Annotated in this window: 12 protein-coding genes; 10 read left to right on the plus strand and 2 right to left on the minus strand. The window is 34.3% G+C overall.

Translation table 11 applies throughout. The features are described from left to right. Positions 1 to 622: 622 nt before the first annotated feature. The 4 genes from E0F76_RS03225 (at position 623) to E0F76_RS03240 (ending at position 6,845) form a co-directional block, all read left to right on the plus strand. Positions 623 to 3,409, plus strand: a complete 2,787-nt coding sequence (locus tag E0F76_RS03225) for a TonB-dependent receptor (protein WP_132001243.1) — start codon at positions 623 to 625, stop codon at positions 3,407 to 3,409. A gap of 33 nt (positions 3,410 to 3,442) precedes the next feature. Then, positions 3,443 to 4,852, plus strand: coding sequence for a hypothetical protein (locus tag E0F76_RS03230; RefSeq protein WP_132001246.1), 1,410 nt, complete (start codon positions 3,443 to 3,445; stop codon positions 4,850 to 4,852). Between the two features lie 65 nt (positions 4,853 to 4,917). Beyond that, entirely contained in the window at positions 4,918 to 5,871 is a 954-nt protein-coding gene (locus E0F76_RS03235) for a metallophosphoesterase (protein ID WP_132001249.1), read from the plus strand. A gap of 17 nt (positions 5,872 to 5,888) precedes the next feature. Beyond that, positions 5,889 to 6,845, plus strand: coding sequence for a hypothetical protein (locus E0F76_RS03240; RefSeq protein ID WP_132001252.1), 957 nt, complete (start codon positions 5,889 to 5,891; stop codon positions 6,843 to 6,845). 72 nt (positions 6,846 to 6,917) lie between these two features. On the opposite strand, the gene E0F76_RS03245 is transcribed toward E0F76_RS03240, so the two are convergent. Both E0F76_RS03245 and E0F76_RS03250 read right to left on the minus strand, forming a co-directional pair. Further along, complete coding sequence (locus E0F76_RS03245; protein WP_132001255.1) at positions 6,918 to 8,306, minus strand: DUF5689 domain-containing protein; 1,389 nt, start codon at positions 8,304 to 8,306, stop codon at positions 6,918 to 6,920. Positions 8,307 to 8,317: 11 nt separating this feature from the next. Then, positions 8,318 to 11,080, minus strand: coding sequence for a carboxypeptidase-like regulatory domain-containing protein (locus E0F76_RS03250; protein ID WP_132001258.1), 2,763 nt, complete (start codon positions 11,078 to 11,080; stop codon positions 8,318 to 8,320). 139 nt (positions 11,081 to 11,219) lie between these two features. On the opposite strand from E0F76_RS03250, the gene E0F76_RS03255 reads away from it, so the two are divergent. The 6 genes from E0F76_RS03255 to E0F76_RS03280 all read left to right on the plus strand — a co-directional run bounded on the left by E0F76_RS03255 (position 11,220) and on the right by E0F76_RS03280 (position 19,856). Then, positions 11,220 to 12,326, plus strand: a complete 1,107-nt coding sequence (locus E0F76_RS03255) for an endonuclease/exonuclease/phosphatase family protein (protein WP_132001261.1) — start codon at positions 11,220 to 11,222, stop codon at positions 12,324 to 12,326. A 410-nt stretch (positions 12,327 to 12,736) separates the two neighbouring features. Then, entirely contained in the window at positions 12,737 to 13,954 is a 1,218-nt protein-coding gene (locus E0F76_RS03260) for a site-specific integrase (protein WP_132001264.1), read from the plus strand. Between the two features lie 281 nt (positions 13,955 to 14,235). Next, positions 14,236 to 15,123 carry a hypothetical protein gene (locus tag E0F76_RS19225; RefSeq protein ID WP_165932623.1) on the plus strand — a complete coding sequence of 296 codons (888 nt, stop codon included), beginning with the start codon at positions 14,236 to 14,238 and terminating at the stop codon, positions 15,121 to 15,123. 89 nt (positions 15,124 to 15,212) lie between these two features. Beyond that, a complete protein-coding gene (locus E0F76_RS03270) occupies positions 15,213 to 15,494 on the plus strand; it encodes a helix-turn-helix domain-containing protein (protein ID WP_132001267.1) in 282 nt (93 codons plus the stop codon). Positions 15,495 to 15,591: 97 nt separating this feature from the next. Next, the gene (locus E0F76_RS03275; protein ID WP_132001270.1) at positions 15,592 to 17,724 is read left to right on the plus strand and encodes a VapE domain-containing protein; all 2,133 of its coding nucleotides are present in this window, start codon (positions 15,592 to 15,594) and stop codon (positions 17,722 to 17,724) included. 389 nt (positions 17,725 to 18,113) lie between these two features. Further along, positions 18,114 to 19,856: a TerB family tellurite resistance protein gene (locus tag E0F76_RS03280; protein WP_132001273.1), complete on the plus strand. Its 1,743-nt coding sequence runs from the start codon at positions 18,114 to 18,116 to the stop codon at positions 19,854 to 19,856. The last annotated feature ends 11 nt before the right edge of the window (positions 19,857 to 19,867 follow it).

The raw sequence follows: 19,867 nt of genomic DNA on the forward strand, positions 1-19,867 counted from the left end.
TTACCTTAAATATAGTATTCTTTGCTCTGCTAATTTTGTAATTGAATAGACTTTATGGTCACCTATAATCTTTCTTTTATTTACAACTTAAAGTTAGATTTTAAATTCACTTTCATGTTGACAGGTAAAATCTTTTCACAATAGATAAAACGGAATAGTTACAGTCCCTACAGGACATTAGGATTAGATTGACTTGATTTATTTCTACCAATATTTTGCTCCTAAAGGAGCTTATCTCGTAGAGGTTAAATATTGGTAGTAAAACAGTTGTAATATGTGCTTTGTACCTTAGGGACTGTTTTTTTAAAAAGAATTAATTTTATCGGGCAATAATGATTCACTTTATTAAAAGCAGTTAAAAAACACATTTTTAAACTTATCCAGTCATTTTATTACTGTCTTTGTTTGTTATCAAAAAGTTAATTTTATTTTAAATGAAGAAAAGTACAGTTATAAATTAACAATGAATTAAATTGTTAAAATTAAACAATTAGCTTATATTCAAACACATACGACTAAAATAGCGGCATATTGAATGGGTTTAAATTATAAAAAGGTTAAGCTACTGAAATGCATGGTTTTTAAAAAAGCGAAATATTTAGGTTTGTAAAAAATTTAAGTTGTGCATAATAAAAACATTTTTCTACTTACTCTAGTCCTTTTTATTGTTTCTTTTTTTAATGTAATTTATGGAGGCGAAATTAAAGGTAAAATAATTGATAGTACTACGAATGAACCTATAATTGGGGCAACTATTTTTCTGACAAATAAGGCATTTGGCTATTCTGGTTTTGATGGAAGTTATTCTATAAAGAATGTGCCTGAGGGAACTTATAAAGTGGTATGTAGCAATATGGGATTTGCTGATCAAGAGAAAACTATTTTTGTACCTACTTCAATTGTAGCATTGAACTTTATTTTAAAGGAAAAGCAAACATCACTTAAAGAAGTTGTGATTGCTGCCAAACAAAATAAAGAAGGAGAAAAATATGCTCTAAACAGAGAGAAAAACTCTCAAAATATTTTAAATGCGATAAGCGCTAAAACAATCCAACTACTTCCAGATATAACTACCGCAGCTGTTTTACAGCGTATGTCGGGTGTTTCGCTAGAGCGCACCAGTAATGGAGAAGCGCGATTTGCCATTATTAGAGGGATGGACAAACGGTACAATTACACACTGGTTAACGGAATCAAAATTCCTAGTCCTGATGATAAATTTCGATATGTGCCAATGGATATGTTCCCGGCTGATTTATTAGAACGTTTAGAAGTCATCAAAGCATTAACACCAGCAATGGAAGGAGATGCAATAGGTGGAGCGATGGATTTAATAATGAAAAATGCTCCAAACAAATTGACAATAACTGCTAATCTTGCAACAGGTTTTAGTCAATTTATTAGCGATAACGGCTATGAAAATTTCGATAAAAATGTGATAAACAGCAAATCTCCAGCAGCTATTAATGGGCCTAGTTATATTGCTACTCCCAACGATTTTACTTACAAAAATTTTGATTACAACAAAAAAAGTTTACCCTTAAATACCAACTTAGGATTTTCTATAGGGAATCGTTTTTTGAAAGATAAAAAACTGGGTGTTGTCGTGGCAACAAGTTATCAAAATGAACTTAAAGGGACTAATAGTACTTGGTTTAAACCTGAAAATCAACCAGCACCAGGCAATGTTCCAGCATTTACCGATCTGTATTCTAGAAGGTATAACACCAACCAAACCCGTTTTGGAGTCCACACCAAATTGGATTATATTCTAAATGCTAAAAATAAAATTAGTCTTTATAATGTATATTTAAAATCTGAGGAAACTCAGAATCGTAAATCAATTGACACCAGTTTATCGATAGGTAGATCGGGAGTAGGAACAGGAAATACTTATAAATTATACCGTTCAAGATATATCAAACAAAGTATTTATAATAGCACTTTGCAAGGGGAACATCAATTAAATAATCATCTGAGTACGGATTGGTCAGCAGTTTATTCTTTGGCGAAAAGTGCCACACCGGATTGGTCTGAATACCAAACTGTAGAACGTGTTGGATACGATATCGATCACAATCAAACCGTAACACCAGTGGTTTTAAATATACCATTTAAAAGGATTTGGATGGATAACTCTGATAGAGATTATGCAGGCTATTTAAATTTAAAATACAAAAGAGAGTTATTTAACAAACCAATGGTTATATCCGTTGGGGGACTTTATAGAAGCAAATCAAGAAATAACAATTACGATGAATATAATTTAATTCCAAATAGCTCCAGTTCAGGTGAAGCCATTCCTTATGATGGTGTTTTATCTCCAGATAAATTTCATTTTAATGGTGATTCTGCGGCACAAGGAAGCCCTAATAATGCATTGAATTATGATGCTACTGAGAAAATAGCGGCCTATTATTTTCAGGATGATATTCAAATTAATGATAAATTTTCGATTCTTGGTGGGTTACGAATAGAAAACACAGCCCAAACCTGGAAAACAGCGCAGGATGCAACAATAATTGCAGGAGCAATTGGATCAATTACCTATACCGATTATCTACCAAGCATTCATTTTAAATACAAATTAAGTGAAAAAGAAAATCTTCGATTTTCCTATTTTAGTGCCATAAATAGACCTGGTTTCTACGAATATATTCCTTTTAAAATAGATGGAGAGGATTTTAATTTGAGTGGTAATCCAAATCTAAAACATGCAGTCGCCTCTAACTTTGATTTTAGATATGAATTATTCCCAAAAGGATTAGATCAGTTCTTGATTGGAGGTTTTTATAAAAACATTCAAAACCCAATAGAATCTGCTATTTTATTTTCTGGAACTTCTAGCGCCACTTTAAAACCAATAAATTTCGGTACTGCCACAAACTATGGAGTTGAGGTAAATATGGCGAAGTATTTTGGAAAATTTGGGGTGAGTGCTAATTATACCTACACCTATTCAAAAATAACGACTTCAAAATTGTTTTATAATAGTTCGTACGTGAGTGAAGAAACAACTCAAACAAGACCATTGCAAGGGCAATCACCTCACATAGCCAATGTGTCATTATTATACAAAAATCAAAAATCAGGTTTAGATGTACAATTGGCCTATGTCTACACGGGTAAAAAAATCACCTTGGTTTCCCCCTACAAAGATTTAGATTATTGGCAAAAAGGGATATCACAACTTGATTTTTCTATTGAAAAAAAGGCATTTAAATATTTTACTTTCTATAGTAAAATTACTAATCTTTTAAACACTCCAGTAATTGTTCAAATCTTGCAACCGAACATTTATACCACAGGAAATTTTGCACTACCCAATCAAACAGATCCTAACAGAGTTACCGTGCAAAAAGATTTGTATGGACAAAATTTCACTTTTGGAATGCGCTATAAATTTTAATAATAAACAACTAAACTTTAAATAAATTAAAAAATGAAAAATAAATTAAATCTTGGAATACTGGCTATAGCAGTAATAGCTTTATCCTCTTGTAGTAATAATGACACATCTGTAGTTTCGGTGCCGCAATTTAAAGCTGGGACAACTATTACAGGCGAAACACTTACAGGAAGTGTAAAAGGAACGATGGAATCAGGCAAAACATACTATTTTGCTTCAAAAGTTACCATTAATGCCAATGATACCTTGGTTATGCAAAGTGGGGTTAAATTGTTAGCAACAAATCCTGCAGCGGAACTAATTGTTAAAGGAGTTTTTATATCATTAGGAACTAAAGAAAAACCAAACTGGATTACAGGTAAAGCAGCCGATTTAAACCCAAACACTTTCAAATTAACAACACTTCAAGATCCTAACACGGACCCAGCTTTGAAACCAGATGGTAAAATGTGGGGAGGAATTCAATGTGAGGCCACTTGTAAATTATTAGACATTAAATGGACGCATTTGGATTTTGCAGGAGGAACAGCTGATGATTTAAATGTGGATCAAGGATACAAATCAGGCGATGATTTATTCAATATTAAATTCAATAACCCTGATGGAATTTTGATCTTAGAAGATTCTTGGATTTATGGATCAACTACAGATGCTGTACGTGCCAATGGTGGTAAAGTACATATCATGAGAAATACTGTCGAAAAAGTAGCCTATAATGATGGAGATTGTTTCAATGTAAAAAATTCAACTGTAGGTGATATGGCTTATAACTTAATCATAGGAACTGCCAAAGGAGGTACAAAAGCATCTAACAAAGGGACTTACGGAAGTGTGCAAACTGAAATAAATATGTACAACAATACCTATGTTTCTGGTGGTTTTAGAAGTGTAGATCCAGATCGTGGCGCCAATGCAAATATTGAGCAAGGTGCTAAAGGTAAAGTATACAACAACCTTTTTGTAAATTGTAGAACAGGATTGCGTATTCTAGAAAATCCTGCTGCCGATTTTGCTAATTGTTTTTACGGAAATAATTTAAGCTACGGAGATACTGCTGCAATTGTAAATGAGTTTTACCCAACGACACATGCAACGACTCCTCAAACTACAGATATTCCTTTACCTTCTTCTTTTTTACCAGCTGGTTATGTGAATGGTGCGGTATACAGTGCTCCACAATTAGTAGGTAAAAACAATCCTAAATTTGTTAATTTCCCATTGCCAGTTGCTGATGTTTCTAAATTAACATTATACAATTTTCAAGGAACTTATGACTTTCATTTAGCGTCAGACTCTCCTGCAATAGGAAAAGGAAATACAGCATTTTCTGCTGTAAATGCAACGGCTTCTTTAACAAATTTACAATTAAAAGCCACTGTTTCACCTCCAAGTGTTGACTTAGGAGCTTTTCCTAAAAATGGTTCAGGAAACCAACATAATTAAGAAAGTTAAATAATTAAGACAGGCAGCGGGATTTCCTTCTGCCTGTATTTATTTTCAATACACTTATGAAATTACGTATTTGCTTTCTATATGTGTTTACGCTAGTAAACGCCTTTTGTTTTTCTCAAAACAAAGAAAAACCTTTTACTTTTTTTGTACTTGGAGATATGCCTTACCATTTGCCAGAGGACAATGCCAAGTTTGAAAATGTTATTAAAGAACTCAACAAACAAGAACAGGTTTTTAATGTTTTTGTGGGTGATTTCAAATCGAGTAAAACGCCTTGTTCTGATGTTGCTTTTAATAAAATACTGGGCTATTTCAACAGCTTCAGAAAACCGTTGATTTATACTCCTGGCGACAACGAATGGACCGATTGTGGAAAACCACAAGCAGGATCATTCGATACAAATGAGCGTTTGTCTGCAATTAGAACACAGTTTTTTAAGGATACTTTGCATAGTTTGGGAAAATCGAAAATGGAATTGATTTCAGAATCTTCCAATAAAGACTATGCCAAATTTGTCGAAAATAAAATGTGGGATTATAATAAAATTTCGTTTGCAACAATTCATCTTGTAGGTTCCAATAATAATTTCGATACCGACCCATCAAAATCAAATGAGGAGTTTTTTGAACGTTCTAAAGCTGATGTTTTTTGGTTGAACGAAGTTTTCGAAAAAGCAAAAGCAAACAATAGTTTAGGGATTGTCATTTTTGAACATGCCGATATGATAACACCCGATAAAGGAAAAGAAGGCTTTGTTACTTTTCTAAAAGAACTTCAAAAACTTGTCGAAGCCTATAAAAAACCGGTTTTATTAATCAACGGAGATTCTCATGAATATAAAGTGGATAAACCGTTATATGAAAATGAGGAATTGAAAAAAGCGGTTCTCAATTTTACCCGATTACAGGTTTTTGGCGAAGCCGATATGCATGCCGTAAAAGTGACAGTCAACCCAAAAAATCCAACACTTTTCGAAATCAATCAATTTCTAATTGAAGAAAACCAGTAAATACAATTTAATAGAAAATGAAACGTACTTTTAGTTTTATCCTTGCTTGTTTAAGTCTATTATCAGTTAGTTGTACGAGCAATTCAGTTACTGATGAAAGTGTGCCAGAAGTTGTAATTCCAGAGCCTGTTCCTGCAGTTGTTAAGTCAAATTTAGTTACAGAAGTTGGTTTTATGTGGACATTCGCAACAGAGTCTTCGGGAGTTGTTTTGTCGGATGGATTCATTTATACCCATAACGATTCAGGAAACTCAAGTGTTTTTTTCAAAGTAAACCCTACCGATGGAACTCTAATTCAAACTATAAAAGTCACTAATTTTTCGAACGTAGATTGGGAAGATATTACAGCTGATGATGATTTTATTTACATCGGTGATTTTGGGAACAATGATGGCATTCGTAAAGACTTAAAAGTATTAAAAATCAGTAAATCGCAATTTAAAAACGCAACAGATGCTGTAGTCTACGTAACTGCCGAAGCGATTCAGTTTTCGTATACCGAGCAAACTAGTTTTATAACAACAAGCACACATAATTTTGATTGTGAGACTGTAATTTCTAAAGGAGATTCTCTTTACATTTTTACAAAAGACCGAGGCGATAATGCCACTCGAGTTTACAAATTATCCAAAACACCTGGGGAATATGCTTTAACTGCAATTGGGGGTTATAATGTAAAAGGATTGGTAACAGGAGGCGATTACAATGCTCAAACAAACGAAGTGGTATTAATAGGTTATTCGGCCTCGGGACATAAAAATTCATTTATTTACTTATTGTCTAATTTTACTGCGGATTCCTTTTTTTCAGGGAAAGTGGTTGAAAAAATAATTGGAAATTCGACCAATGATTGGCAAACCGAAGGAATCACTTTTGGCTCTGCCGATGGGAAAAAACTATTTCTTTCTTGTGAAACTACGGCTTTTACCAAATCTGAATTATACACTACAGATAAAACTACTTTAGGGTTCTAATTTAGAAGTAATTTGATATAAAATAGATCCAAAAGGCTATCGTCACAGATAGCTTTTCGGATTTTTAAACCATTAATTAATAACAATATCATCAATTTGCATTGTTGTAGTTATTCCGGTAGTACCATCATATTCAAAAATAAAATAACCATTTCCAGTTAAAGAAGTTGGAATTAGATACGTTCCACTGCTAATGAAAGCAGGAGCATAACTCGAAGTGTTTCCTGTGGAAATTTTAAATTTATGGGTAATATTTACTAGAGTCGCTTGACTAACATTGTTGCCAGGAATATAGTCTGTGGAGTAATATACTGTTAATGGATCTCCGTCATTATAGCCATCTTCTGTTTTAAATGAAAATCCATTTGCAACAGTAAAATCAACAGGTACTATGAAATAAGATTTCGTACATCCATTGTTAAAAGCAGATGCCTTAATATACTTATTTTTACTAAATAGGACCACATCCCAATATTTTGAACCAATGGCAGCATCATTAATGTATTTTGGAAAGTTTGCACCAGAAGTTGTTGCAGCATAGCTTTCAAAATTTTCTGAAAAAGAACCTAAATATTGAAGGTTTGTACCAACTTTAGGCAAAGAAACAGTTTGAACTCTTGGATTGGTGAGTTTAACATCTCTTTGGGTTCTAATTATGATTTGGTACAGACTATTGTATTTGGTTAAAATACCTCTAATTGTTCCGCTTCCCAATGGAACTTGGTAACCGGCAAAATTGGCATACCTACTGGTTCTTAGGTCAAGGGTCTTCGTTCCGTCTGTGATTTTTAAACTAGTATCAAAATCGGCATTACTATAAGTGGTACAATCTGTTTTAAATTGCACATCATCAATTTCTACTAAAGTATTCAAGTAGGTGTCGCTTGAAGCTTGTGCCAATGTGATTTTTTTAACTATGGCATCCTCGCTAATGATGTCACAGGAAGGGATTAAATAATTTTTGTATACTGAAGAAGCTAGTCTATCAACAGCATAAACATCTGTAGGAGTAGCTCCAAATAGTAACCCCCTACCATAAGTTAATGGATTGGCATAAGCGAGTCCGTTTAGTTTTAAGAATACTTTTTTACCTACTTGAAAGTTTTTTGTGTACACATTTCCTTCATCTATTGATAAATTAAATCCTTTTGAACCATCTAGAGGTTGGAAATACATACTTTTATAGAAATTACCCCCTTCATCACTTGAAATGATGTAGGCTTCAATATAGTCATCCACTTCTCCTTTTGTTGGGTCAGTAGGATCTATATAATGATGATAAATGATGGTTGTTCCATTTTTGGGCGAACTGGTATATAAATCGGCCACTTTTTTCGTTTTTGTCACACTAGGACTTACGCAAGTATCTTGTACTGGAGTTTCAAAGGAATCGTTGATGCAACCTGACATCAAACTGGCTAGGGTAATAAGGCTAAATATATTTTTTACTTTGTTTTTCATAACACTTGTTTTTAAAGGGTGAAATAAAGATTTGCCATAAATGTTCTTCCGTAACCATAGAAATATTTTGGGGCAAATTTGCTATTACTTCCACTTTGATGATCTTCATAATCTGCAGTGTAATTGGAATCTCTAGATTGTTCGAAACCCCCAGTTTTATAAGTAATGTCTAATACATTATTTAGGATTGCAAAAAGTCCTATGGATTTATTTCCTTTAATTCTCCAAGATTTTCCACCTACTATATTAAAAAGGAAAAAAGGGGCGAATTTTTCTTGTTTCAAATAACTATCGGCCAAGGATTGATTTATGGTTCTGTAATTAGTAGTTGCATCATAATCGTAGTAGTTAGAAGTTCTTCGAATAGCAGAAATATCAATATAATTATCTGCTAAATAATTAGCATTGGCACCAATCCACCAGAATTTTGGATCCCTGTATTCTATTCCAAAAGAGTACGCTTGTTGCGGCATTCCTGCTTGTCTTACTCCAGTGAAATTAGCTTTGCCTAAATTAGTTGTTGTAGCTGAAGCGTCATCAGTCACGGATACATTTGCATTATTTGTAAATGTATATTCTCCATAAGCAGCAACACCAGTAACTTTGAAAGTGGACGTTAGTTGGTACTCAAGTCCCGCTTCAAGACCTCTGTTTTTTTTGTTAATTCCAGTGACCAATTCAGATACAAAAGCGCCTTCACCACCCACCGCATCTGCATAATAGTAGTTGATATCCGTAGTGTTTGAAGTTTCAGAAAAATAGCCTGTAAAACGAGCTTTAAACTTCGGCGACTTAACAATATAACTAACATCTACTGCCTTGATATTCTCAGTATCACTATTTGGTGTAATAGTATTGTTTAGACGAGAATTTGGAAAAACAGTGGTAGAATTTGGCGCTTTAGTCATATAAATTCCGTTGAGGTCAATAAAATTTCTCCCCGTTATTTTATAGGTCATTCCGCCTTTAAAGCCAAAATTATCAAAATTTATTTTTTCGCTTTTTCCGAAAGAATTATTTGGATAATACCCATTTTTATACAAGCCCTCTCTTTGAAAACCAGAACGGGAAAAAGATTGAGCCAAGTAGAAATCGACCTTTTTATATACAAATTTAAATTGGGTAAAAGCATCCAATCGCGTTACATCAACCGTGTAGTTGTAGCCATAATGTTCTCCAACTCCCAAAGTTCTGTCAATGTTATTCAAATCAGATTGTTGTTGGACCCCTCTGCCAAAAGTGCTGATGTCTGTAAAATAAGTTCCTCCCAAAAGATCCAACATGTTTTTGAAATACCTTGTTTTTGAATCCAAATAGTTTACACCGGCAGTGAGTATGATATCATCAGAAAGTTGGGATGTCAATAGTGAATTCAAATTGGCAATAGTCTCATCACTTCGATCTTCGTATAAAACCATTCGGCTGCCATTGGCACTATTTTCTTGATTTATTCTATAAATGTCTTTCCAATTTAATTGTTTATTGGACAAGAAAAATGCTTTTTGATCTTCTGCTTTGGCGATATATTCAGGAGTGTTTCCAACATAATTTGTCTTTAAAAAGGAATTCGCCCAAAAACTGGGTAGTTTTCTATAATAAGTCGGATCAGGATTGTCCACTTTCGTATAATCAATACGACTATTTCCTATTTGCCCTGTTTGATACGATGCTGTGGTATTCAAATTTGTTTTGGGGTTTATTTTCCAAAAGTGAGTTAACATAAAAATGGGTTCTTCGGTTTTTTTGATTCTTGAATTTCTTATTTCACCTTCTTGATAACCCCAATACGAATTGTATTTTTGTCCCGCTAATTCCGTTTGTTCGGCAGTATTCGGTGAATTTTTACCTCTATTGTTTTCTGCATAAACGGCAGTTAAATTCATACTGTGTTTGTCATCTATTTTTTTCTCGATGCTTACAAAGGCAGAATTGGCATCATAATTAGTGCCTTCAAAATAGCCGTTTTGAGCCCAACGACGACCTGCCGAAAGCACATAAGCCCAACCGCTGCGGCTCATTCCAGAAGCATGAGTTGCCATTGTTCTAAAACTATAATTGGTATTGGTCGATAAAAATGAAATCCGAGTTCCAGGTCTGTAAATAGAGGCTCTTGTGTTTATTTCTTGAGTTCCTGCAATTCCGCCAAAAGCATAATCAGATGGTGCAGATCCATTGGTGTATTCTTGGTTTCGGGTAGCGTCATTCAATCCGCCCCAGTTGCTGTATTGAGGTCTTCCATCAGCTACACGATTCATAGAGATGCCATTAATCATAACATTAGCATATTTATTGTCTATGCCTCTAACGCTAAATCTGGCTGCACCAAAATTATAGGCTGCAGCTTGTAAAAAAGCGTCCTTAGTGGACTGTAGTAAACTAGCGGTACTTTCTGAACCGCTGTTATCATCACTTAAATCATTGTCCGTAATGGCAACTAATACGGTTTGTTGTTCAGCAGTTATGTCTAATTCTAATGCCAAGATTCCGATATCAATTATTTTATCCTCCGTAATTGCTACTTTAAACAATTGCTCTTTGTAGCCATTGGTTCTAATGCTTAATACATAATTTCCAATGGCGACATTCTCAAAAGAGAATTTTCCGTCTGAGTCTGAAAGTTGCATTAAATTGGTATTTTGAATCGTGATTATGACACTTTGAAGTGGGATTTGTGATTCCGAATCCACAATTTTGCCTTTTAATCCTGTGTTTGATTGTGAGAAAGCAAATGCGAAATACAGGGAAAATAGGAGGCTGAGTATACTTTTTTTCATATATAAAAAATTAAGTAAAATACGTATTAAAAGTAAAACATTTCTTAACATGATAAAAAAAATAGTGTTATTTTTATTGTTATTTTTCGGACTTAATTATTTGAAGTCCTTTATATTATAAAAAATCACGACTGTTAAAATGAAAAATGCAATTGTAGTATGGTTTGTGTTGTTTTCTATGCTTGGTGTTACGGCACAAACCAAGAAATACATCGTACATACTGTCGCTTTCTACAACTTCGAAAATTTATTTGACACCATTAACAATCCTAATTTTGATGAAGAGTGGACACCAAAAGGATTGCAGCGATGGACTTCTAAAAAATACAATCAAAAACTAGAAAACCTTTCAAGAGTTTTAAAACAAATCGGTACGAATGACCAACAAAAAGAAGCACCAACAATCATTGGTTGTTCTGAAATTGAAAACCGTGGCGTACTCGAAGATTTAATAAAACAACCCAATCTAATTAATGAAGATTACGGAATTGTTCATTATGATTCTCCTGACAAAAGAGGAATCGATGTTGGTTTTTTGTATAAAAAGAAACAATTCAGACCAACAAGTTCCATCAATATCCCCCTGATTATTTATAAAGGAAATGCTGTTGCTATAGAAAACACCGACAATGAAACTATAGAAGATAAAGCGGATAATGATGTCACGGTATTTGCTAAAAACAATCGTGTGTATACAAGAGATATTCTGTTAGTAACGGGTTTTCTGGATGGGGAAGAAATAAATATTTTAGTAAATCACTGGCCATCCCGTTCTGGAGGTGAGAAAAAAAGCAGTCCTTTTCGGGAAGCGGCAGGCAAACTAGCCCGAAAAATCATGGATTCTATTTATAAAGTAAATCCAAATTCAAAAATAATTTTAATGGGTGATTTGAATGATGGTACCTATAATAAAAGTGTAAAAGAAGGCCTTGGTGCCAAATTAAAAAAATCGGAAGTCAGACAATTTGGTATTTTCAATCCTTTTGAACAAATGGCCAAAGACGGCAATTCCACCTTATTTTATAGAGATGCAGGAGATATTTTCGATCAAATTATGGTTTCAGAAACACTTATCAAAAATGATTTTTCCACTTTCGAATACTGGAAATCCGGAATTTACAACAAACCCTTTATGATTACAAAATACGGTCGTTATGCCGGCTATCCCTTACGCCATACCGAAAGTGAAATAGGATTTAGCGATCACTTTCCGGTATATGTTTATTTGATAAAGGAGATGAAGTAGAGTTAATAACAGTAAAAAGGATTGGTGTTTTTACATGAAATAGTTGAACGCTATTTGATACTTTGTAAGCAAAAATCAATATATTTGATAAACATTAAAAGCGAAACAAACCTTCGCCAATCTACCCAAATAGGGGTGTATATATGAAGGTTTGTTGCGCCTATATACAAGTTATCTACCATTTTTCATCCCACCCTCCCATTTGCACTTAAAGTGCGGTATTCATTGACTTTATATTTTTGAACAAAGCAGAATAAGGCATAAAAAAGCATAGAAATACTTGTTTTGTTGTACCTATTGTTGTACCTTCGTAGCACGATGCACCCGATTGAAAACCCTTGTTTTTCAATACCTTCACTCAATTGCACCTCTTTGCAAATATAGTATAACATTTCTAAATCCTCTATATTATGGCTTCAATTAAATTAATCCTTAGAACACATCAGGTTGATCAAACTGGTCATAGTCCTTTGTACATCCGCGTTATAAAAGACAGAAAAACGAAATTTATCACTGCTGGAGTAAAACTCAAAGAGAGCGAATGGGATGAAGTAAAGCAGAAAGTAAAAAAGAACCATTCCAACAGTGCCAGAATGAATGCTGCCTTGTCTCAAAAGATTGCCGATGCTGAAGGCCAAGTTGCCGATATGGAACGCAAAGTAAAAACAGTATCCGTAAAGAAACTCAAAGAAGCCATTAAGGGCAAAGAAGTGCCTAACTTTTTTGAATATGCCAAGAAGAAATTAGAAAAAATCAAAAGCACACTCTCCTATTCAACCTTTAAAGCTTACACAAATCAGGTAGACAAGTTTGCAACCTTTATGGGAACAAAGGATGTATATTTTGATGAAATTACGGTTGCCTTGTTAAACGACTATAAATTTTATTTAGCTGACAAATTAAAAAACGGTGATACAACCCAGCGCCTTGCCATAATTGTACTCGGGACAATATTCAGGGATGCCATAAAGGAGGAAGTTATTCCCGAAAATATGTTTCCATTCAGTAAAATAACACTCAAAATAAGCACTTCTAAACGATTATTTCTTAACAAAGCACAGATTGAGAATCTTACCACAGAAAAGCTTGTAGAGGGCAGAAAAGCTATGATGTGGAGGGATTTATTCCTTTTCTCCATATATGCCGGAGGATTGCGTTTTAGTGATGTTATCGAAATGAAATATGCCAATTACAATGAGGCAGAACATAAAATCAACAAACTCATTCGCAAAACTGGAAGAGTACACCAGTTCAAAATAGGTCAAGTGGCAATAGATATTCTGGAAAAATACAAAAAGGAAAATGCGGAACACGATGAGTACATCTTTCCAATTATTGTAGATAAAGAAGGCTATGAAAAAAACGAAGGCAAACGTTATTTCCAAAGTGCAAAATTTAATAAATTAGCAAATTGGCACCTCAAAAAATTAGGAGAAAAAATAAAACTCCCTTTCGACCTCACTTTTCATTTATCCAGACACAGCTTCGCCACCAATGCTTTAAATAACGGAATGAGAATTGAACACGTTTCAAAGTTAATGGATCACCGCGACATTGGAACCACGCAGATTTACGCCAAAATCATCAGTGAGGAACTGGACAAAGCGGTTGACAGTTTTATCTACTAAATTAGAGCTATATTTTTCGTAACTATCTTGTAATAAACGACTTAATAAATTGTTAATAACTTAGGTCATAATCATTTCGTAGGAATTTCTTTTTATATCTACATTTACGTAGAAGAAAATTAGTAATTTCTAATGCATTCTAAACGAGGGAGTAACGAGCTATAGTTGAAAGCACTGGCATTCGTCCCGAAGTGAAAATAAAAGTTTACCATTAGTTGCCGTTAAAACCAGAATGAAACATCTAAATCAAATATCATCAATTGAATTCAAAGGATCAAAATATGCAAACAGCCCCGTTTGTAGAATTATTGGCAGCGCCTTCAGCTCTGTCCAAAAATCCTGTATATGATATTATTATTGATGAAAAAGTAACACTTCAGAATTATTGCAACGCTCTAGTTGAAAAAATCTTCACGCTCCGACAATCCGACTTCCCGGCTTTTATCAACTATCAATCCGATCAGGTTAAAAACACTATCATTTGGTTAAACAAACTGGAAAAGCTATTGGCCAACAATGAAGAAGTTTTCATTTTAAGAAAAGCTTTGTGTCGTTACAATAAACTCTATACTTTAATCGAAAAAAAACGAACAGAAATGCAATCTTCAAGCTTGAAAGATCCTGTAAGCAAAACTCCAAAAAAGTTTATAAATGCTGAAAGTGAAGATCGATATTTTTCATTTTATGAGATAAAAAAGCAGCTTGAAAAAATCACTGACGACAATCAAAAAATATTATTGTTGACCAAAGAAATGTTTGCATACCAACAAGCAAATATTGAGTTTATCAATCAAAAGACACCTTTTTATGACGCTCAGTGTACAAAAGAAATAGAGAATATTTATGCTTTACAGAAAATACAATCGGCAATTGAAAAAGCTCAAATTCACAAAACAAGTAATCAAATGCCATTCAAAAAAATGCAAATCAATTGCAATTTAAACCAGTTCATAGATATTCATTTCCAGTTCACCAGAGAATTATTCGTGGATGGAAAACCAATCCTTGATGGTTCGGTGAATGATTTGGTGGCAATTGTTGTAAATTCTTTCCTTGACAAAGAAGGAAAAGATATAAGTCCTGAAACAGTCAAAACAATTCTTACTCCTTCTCGAACAGAAAAACGTCCGAAACCCCACAAAAGAATAGACATCGACAAAATGCTCTAAAACAAAATAGTCCTGAAAGACCTTTTCAGGACTTTTGGACTTTTTTTATTTTCTTCCATTTGCACCATAACAATTTAAAACATTTAAAAATGGAAGCAATTATCTTAACAAAAGACCAGTTCAATGATCTAATGACCAAATTAGACACTATTCAATCCCAACTCCGTTTCAAGGCCGACCCAAGGAAGGAAATCTTCCTGGACAACAACGAGTTTATGACCCTTTTAAAAGTCTGCAAACGGACAGCTCAAACCTGGAGAGACGAAGGCAAAATTTCCTTCAGCCAAGTAGGGAACAAAATCTACTACAAATTAACAGATGTGGAAAAGTTGATGCAAGAGAATTACAACAAAGCTTTCAAAAGTAAATAGGATGAACAGCTGCAACGGAACCTGCGAGACTTGCGATTGCAAGTCTCGTACAAACGAGAACCAACAGCCGCAAATCATCAACTATCAACTTTAAGCTATGGTAACCATCTTCAAAAACTTCAACGAAGTCGTTGAACACAAATCGCTCCCGGCAATTCTGGAGGAAATACACACCGGAAAATACAAACACGCCATTGTTTACTTGCGTAAATCATTAGCCGAAAAAAAAGAAGAAGCCTACAGCAAAGCCAAAAAAGCCCTTCCGGCTTTTACTCCTTCCGGCAAGTTTGTTGGAGGTAGAAAAATGGAATTCTTAACGGAATATTCCAATACCATCATTTTGGACATTGATAAATTAAGCAAAGAAGAGCTAACAAAAGCCAGTCATTTAGCCAATCAATCCGAGTTTACCTATGCCAGCTTCATCAGTCCCTCGGGAAATGGTTTAAAAATATTGGTAAAAATTGCCTCTTCAAAAGCAGAACACAAAGAAACCTTTCTCCTGGTCCAGGCACATTATGAAAAACTCCTAGAACTGGAAATTGACAAATCCGGCAAGGACATAACCCGATTATGTTTTTATTCCTGGGACGAAAATCTATACCTAAATCCCGAAGCACAAACCTTTGTCACTCTGAACGCAATGGAAGAGATTTTTCCACCAACCGCAATGCCAGAAGCAAAAACTAATCTTTCTGATAAGCAGCCAAAAACGGATACCGGAAAACCGATAACCGAGGATTTTGATACCATCTACAACCACTGCATAAAATTCACTGAAAAAAAAGTGCAATTTGGGGAAGGTAGCCGAAATGTATTCGTACACCAACTAGCGTGTAACCTAAATCGCAAAGCAATGCCACTTTCAGTGGCATTAGGGTACATTCTTTGTGATTTCAATTACGATGATAAAGAAGTCCTGCAGGCAGTCAACAGCGCCTATGGAAACATCCAGGAGTTTGGCAAAAATGAAAAGTCAAAATCTGTCAGCCCGAACGCAGTCGAGGGAACTAAACCCAAAACCTCCGATACAGATGAAGACGACGAAGACAAACCAAAACCTACCCAGATTGATCGCTTGGAGCTCTTTTTATCCAACAAATATGTATTTCGACACAACATAGTCTCTGGCAAATTAGAGTTCCAGTATTTCGGTAAAAAGAAGTGGAATGTAATGAACGATTTTATTGAAAATTCAATGCTTAGGGAATGTTTAAAAGGTAGAATTAGAACAAACCTTTCTTCATTAAGGAACTTGCTCAACTCCGACTTTTGCCCGCTATTCAATCCCTTTGAAGATTACTTTTTCAATTTACCATCTTATGACGAAAAAGAAGACTACATCACCCAATTAGCTGACACCATAACCACTACAAAACAAGACCTTTGGCGACAATGTTTCAAAAAATGGTTGGTCGCAATGGTGGGTTGTGTTCTCGATGAAAAAGTCATAAATCACACCGTAATTGTCTTTAGTGGCAAACAAGGATTAGGCAAAACAACCTGGGTAGAAAAACTAGTTCCAAGGCCATTAAAAGAATATTTATTTTCCGGAACCATAAACCCCAACAACAAAGATACTTTGGTGCAGCTTTCAGAATGTATGTTGATCAATCTGGACGAGCTCGAAAACCTAAACCGTTCCGAGATAGGATCCCTAAAAGAAATCATCACAAAAACTCAAATAAGAATGCGAAAAGCCTACGGCCACAACAACGAAACAATGCCCCGCCGGGCATCATTTGCAGGTAGTGTCAACACCGCCCAGTTCCTAAACGACACAACGGGAAGCAGAAGGTTTCTTTGTTTTGAATTGGAAGGCATCCAATACCAACACAAGGTGGATATTAATTTAGCTTTTTCACAAGCCTTGTTTCTTTTCAAAAGTGGTTTTAGACATTGGTTTGACCAGGAAGAAATCAAATCAATAACCGAAAATAACGAACAATACCAATTACACAGCCCAGAGGAAGAATTGCTATTAACTTGGTTTGAACCCTGCGAAAGAGAAATTGCCACATTGTTTTTAAATGCTTCACAAATCGGTGCCAAATTAGCGGAGAAGGCAAAAATTAACTTGAATGATGGAACAATAAACAAAATTGGGAAAGCACTCAAAAAACACAATTTCGTAAAACTAATGCGGAAAGGAAGTCCGGTATATGCTCTAAGGGAGTTTTCCTATGAAGAAGTGGACGAAGCCAATAAAAAATCCGAAACAGAAAAGTAAATTTTAACCAAAGTGGAAATCAAAAGTTTCCACTTTTTTTCTGCGATCTGACACCTGAAATCTGCCTCCTGAAAAAGGGGTGTAAGGGGTGTAACCACTTTTCAACACAAACATATTTTATTTTTTTTCTTTTAAAACTTTCGGGTAACATAAGACCACAACAGCGCATTTAAGTAAAGTGGTCGGATTTGTTTGCTCCAATACAGCCGGATGAGTCCGTTTTTTTTATTTTTAAAAAATAAAATATGTTTTACACGTTTTCCCCTTACACCCTACACCCTGCATTTATTTTCACTTATTTTCATTTATTTTCACCCTTTTACGGTTTTCCTCAAAGAATTTAAGATTGCTTTATTGTATGTTTGTATACAATCCCCAAAAAGTTATTAATGAAAATTTCTGCCGACAAACAATTTCAAAAAATCACAATAGAACAAATTAAAACTATTTTAAAAAATCAAGTTCCTGACAAGTTTGACAAAATGATTATTTCTGAAAATCAAGAGTTCAAAAGAGCAGACTACAGTTTTTCAAAAATGAGTTTTCAAAAGGTAGAAAGAGAAATTCAGTTTGTCAAATTCCCGCTTTATGATGCCGTTACAGATAATTTTAAAGAAATTGAAGGAGGAGAAAAACTTTTTGGACAAAAAGCAGTTTTAAAAAATGATAACATTTTAAAAATACTGAATCAAAAATTCAAGATTAATGGTTCTAAACTGGATAAAATACACATAGAAAACCCCCTTAAATTTCCTTTTGATGAGATTAATAATGAAATTAATCCAATTCAAAGAAAATATTTTTTCCCTGATTTAACATACAAAGAAAATTGTTCAAACTGCAAGGCCAATAAATATGTTGGTTGTCCAGATAGTGAATGTCAAGGAAGACACGATTACACTTGTCCTTCCTGTAATGGAAATAAAAAAGTAGATTGCAAACCTTGTAAATGCTCCGGTTTTATAAAATGTGATCAATGTCGAGGAAGTGGTGAATGCAAGTGTTCAAAATGTGGTGGTAAAGGAGAAATAAAATGTGGTTCTGGATTTTTTGACAGTGGTTGTAATGGTACTGGAATGGTTACTGTAAATGGAAAACAACAACGTTGTAAAAAGTGTAGCGGCCGAGGTATTTATCCTTGTTCAGATTGTCGTCAGGGAATTGTAAATTGTAGCAAATGCGCTGCTAAAGGAGAATTACGTTGTGAAAATTGCAATGGTCGTGGCGAAATAAATTGTGATTATTGCAGAGCGCAAGGCAATATAATTTGCAAAACGTGTTATGGAGACAAAGAGCGTTATGGAACGGTCGATTGTCCTACGTGCAACACAATGGGATTAATTGCACAATTGGTCTATGTTGACACTACCGTTTCAAATGACAGCATAGACAAACTTACATTTGAAGGTGAGACCATTACTGTATTGGAATCAGATATTAAAAAACACATCATTACCGATGCTCCATATTTAGAAATATACAAAAGATTAAATGCTGTAAAAACCGAAAACTACGATGAATACAGCTTAAAATTTGCAACAAATTTCGAATCAGATTTAAAACTCAACAAAGCTATTTTTCCTGTAGTAGTAAAAGAACAAATGAGTTACCAAATAATTCCTTGTGTCGAAATTACATACAAACACATTATTACAAACGAAGAACACAATCTAACTATTATTGATATTTGGAGTAATCCTGAAGTGGTTTTTCAAAGTGACGCGGAAGAATTAAAACAAAATATTGGTAACGCAACAAAAGCAGTAGGTGGTTTTTTTGGTAAGCTTTTTAAAACCAATAACTTTAAAACCAAGGAAGACAAAAGAAACGAAATCATCTTACTCATTTATTTGGCTAAAGTTGACGGTAAAATAGACGAAGCTGAAAAACTTTTCTTATCAGATATGATTGGAAATCTAAACGAGTTTACAAATACGGAAAAACACCTTTTATTTGATTTAATGAATGCTTCGGTTTTACCCGAATTAACAGTCAAAGAAACTGCTTTCAGTTCCAAAGAAAGAGCAAACGAAGTAATGGATAATTTAAATCAGTTAGCGGCAAGTGATGGCGAAATAGAAGCAACCGAAAAAATATTAATCGATAAAATAACACAATTAATCAAGTCCTAAAAAAGTATAGG

The sequence above is a fragment of the Flavobacterium cellulosilyticum genome (genome assembly GCF_004349355.1).
GTDB classification, from domain to species: domain Bacteria; phylum Bacteroidota; class Bacteroidia; order Flavobacteriales; family Flavobacteriaceae; genus Flavobacterium; species Flavobacterium cellulosilyticum.

Excerpts from the sequence above, each read along its gene's own strand:
- E0F76_RS03240 (WP_132001252.1), top strand. The coding sequence starts at position 5,889 with ATGAAACGTACTTTTAGTTTTATCCTTGCTTGTTTAAGTCTATTATCA.
- E0F76_RS03270 (WP_132001267.1), top strand. The coding sequence starts at position 15,213 with ATGGAAGCAATTATCTTAACAAAAGACCAGTTCAATGATCTAATGACC.
- E0F76_RS03275 (WP_132001270.1), top strand. The coding sequence starts at position 15,592 with ATGGTAACCATCTTCAAAAACTTCAACGAAGTCGTTGAACACAAATCG.
- E0F76_RS03235 (WP_132001249.1), top strand. The coding sequence starts at position 4,918 with ATGAAATTACGTATTTGCTTTCTATATGTGTTTACGCTAGTAAACGCC.
- E0F76_RS03230 (WP_132001246.1), top strand. The coding sequence starts at position 3,443 with ATGAAAAATAAATTAAATCTTGGAATACTGGCTATAGCAGTAATAGCT.
- E0F76_RS03245 (WP_132001255.1), bottom strand. The coding sequence starts at position 8,306 with ATGAAAAACAAAGTAAAAAATATATTTAGCCTTATTACCCTAGCCAGT.
- E0F76_RS19225 (WP_165932623.1), top strand. The coding sequence starts at position 14,236 with ATGCAAACAGCCCCGTTTGTAGAATTATTGGCAGCGCCTTCAGCTCTG.
- E0F76_RS03260 (WP_132001264.1), top strand. The coding sequence starts at position 12,737 with ATGGCTTCAATTAAATTAATCCTTAGAACACATCAGGTTGATCAAACT.
- E0F76_RS03255 (WP_132001261.1), top strand. The coding sequence starts at position 11,220 with ATGAAAAATGCAATTGTAGTATGGTTTGTGTTGTTTTCTATGCTTGGT.
- E0F76_RS03280 (WP_132001273.1), top strand. The coding sequence starts at position 18,114 with ATGAAAATTTCTGCCGACAAACAATTTCAAAAAATCACAATAGAACAA.
- E0F76_RS03250 (WP_132001258.1), bottom strand. The coding sequence starts at position 11,080 with ATGAAAAAAAGTATACTCAGCCTCCTATTTTCCCTGTATTTCGCATTT.